Raw genomic sequence first — 2434 nt, forward strand, 5'->3', positions numbered from 1 at the left:
GAGAGAGGCCCTCAAGTGCGAAGAGCAGATCCAAACCAGAAATTGCAAGTTCCCTAAAACGACCTCCCCATGAAAGAGTCATCTAAAACAGGATAGATTCCACTTGCTTGATAGCATAAGCCGCCACAAGAAGACTAAACTCTGTTTTTCAATTTGTTTCCGCATAACAGATTGCGATTTTATTTTGACCACAAATTATCGAGAGCTTTTCCCCTTTTTCCAGAAAAATGATGCAAAAAAACTCTCTGAGCAGATTGGCATCGTTTGCGAGAAAACGCGCTTTGCGCAAAAAGCTCTTCAAGCTTCTTCATTGCCTGATTGTTCTTTTCCCCTGACAAAAATGAACATGCAGCGAAGTGCTTTTGATGATTTTGTTTAACTTTCCGATGGGAGAGAAGCCTGTCATTGCCGCGTTGAGACTCTCAAATAGAAGAAAAAAGCTTTCATTTTAAAAGATCAAGATAAAGTTTCAAATGCTTTCAAGCTTCTAACAATTCTGACAAATTTTGAAGATGCACAGTATAAGCCGGATTTTTGATCCTTTGTTGAAAAACAGAGAGTTCTATTGAAAACAGGGGGGTCTGGCTTAGAAAGCCTTCTTACGAAAGCTTCTGAGGTTAAAAACATGACCTCATTTTCCTGCCTTTCCGGGTGAAAAGGAAGCGAATAAACAAAACATTGCTTTAGCTAACCATTTAGCCAGAATACGAAAACAATATTTCATGCTCCCTCTTAACACGGAGATGAATATTATGAAACCACAAAATTCAAACAGCACCCCTCATCATTCATTCAGCACACAAAACAGCGATATCGAAAATGAATCTTTAGAAAGTCTTCTTGCACGTTTAGAGAATGAAGACTCGGAAAAAGTAGAAAATGAAGATATCTCTGTCAATCATGAAAAATTAAAAGGTATTATTACAGACTTGGAGAGCGATCTGGCCAGTGGCAAATGGATCAATACCTTTTATGCCAACATAGATCTTAGAATGATGCCCGCCCTGGTAAAACAGGCGAACACTAAATATCCAGAAATGAATCTTAAACTCGCTCTGACACCTCAAGAGCTTGTCTTGTCCATAAAAGAAACAATCAACAGCGGAGTTCAATCTTCCAGATTTATAGTAAACCTCGGGGGAAGCAGAATCCATTTTGCAGTCATCGATCATCAAACCGTTGCCGACAAGACATCCTTGCTCTTGCTTGAACCTACATCCTTCGAGAATGGAAGCGCAGCGATGATGGGGTTGAGGACGAAAAAAGCTCTTCAAGATTCTGACCTGTCTCATTATTCCTTTTCCATGGCAGAAATGAATATCCAACGAAGCACTTCTGAATGTGGAATTTTTAGTTTGGCTCTGGCTAAAAAACTTTATCTTGAATCTGACAAATTAAAAAAAATGCACACAGATAATGTTAACGGTGTTTTGTCTGATCCAGAGAGTGCTTATTTATCTTCTGATAAATTGGATCAATATCTTCCAATCACTTTATATAAACACACGCAAAGTACAAAACGTCTCAAGCAATATGTAAAAGCAAATCCGGGAAGTGAACATAAAAGCATTAACAAAAAGGAGGAAACTCTTTTTGAGAGATTTGAGAAGAACTTAACTTTAAAAGAGGACAAAGCTTTCTCTGTTTCGACACATAAAAAGAGGATTTCTGAATATAAATCTCTGCTTAAATTATGATATAATTTTTTTAACATTGTTGGCCAAGATGCATAGGAATTGGCCAAGGTGCATAGGAGTTGGCCAAGGGGCGTGGGAGTTGGCCAAGGTGCATAGGGGTTAGCCAAGGGGCGTGGGAGTTGGCCAAAGTGCGTGGGAAGGTAGGCCTTTGTATGAGCGATTGGTTTTAGCCAATTTATGGAGATTAGTCGATTCATTTGCTTTTTCGAGCAGCGGGCATATGAAAGCAAAACAGCTGTGCCGTCAGAAAGGCGTACCTTAGAACTGTGTGAAGCGTTTCAGGGCTTTTTGCGGCGACAAGAGAGATCTCTCCCAACAGGAAAAATACTTAATGCTTTTGCAAGAGTATAAGCGGGAGCGTGTATTTTTTTAAAGACTCTTCGTGTCGAGTTCTTCAAGGATGATCATTTTTCCTCTTAAAACACCTGTGCATTCTCTCAAATGCCTCCGCATTCATGATCATAAGAAATTTGAACCTGACAGGCAGCGTTAGAATATGCTTTCCAACAACTCGGAAGTTGTTTAAACAACGCTAAACTTAGTCATTAATAAGCTGAGAATATTGTCCCTGGCGATTGCCTTTCTAATGGCTCTGCCGCTCTAAGATCTCTCAGGAATTTCTTAAGAGAGAGTACAAAATCTTTGAGATCAACAGCTTTTCTACTCAAAGAATGCGTAAGAGCCTTTTTTAAGAATCCAGTATTTTTAACAATTTGCACACCCTTTGTTTTTCGCTA

General features: G+C 39.3%; 1 protein-coding gene. It reads left to right on the forward strand.

Going from position 1 to position 2434, the window contains the following annotated elements; translation table 11 throughout:
* Positions 1 to 752 precede the first annotated feature (752 nt).
* Entirely contained in the window at positions 753 to 1697 is a 945-nt protein-coding gene (locus ACFIK8_RS08805; protein ID WP_161510652.1) for a YopJ/AvrA family T3SS effector serine/threonine acetyltransferase, read from the forward strand.
* Positions 1698 to 2434: the final 737 nt, after the last annotated feature.

The sequence above is a fragment of the Bartonella sp. MR168JLCBS genome (assembly GCF_042194175.1).

Bases quoted from the DNA above. Each gene is read 5' to 3' on its own strand.
- ACFIK8_RS08805 (WP_161510652.1), top strand. From the start codon at position 753: ATGAAACCACAAAATTCAAACAGCACCCCTCATCATTCATTCAGCACA.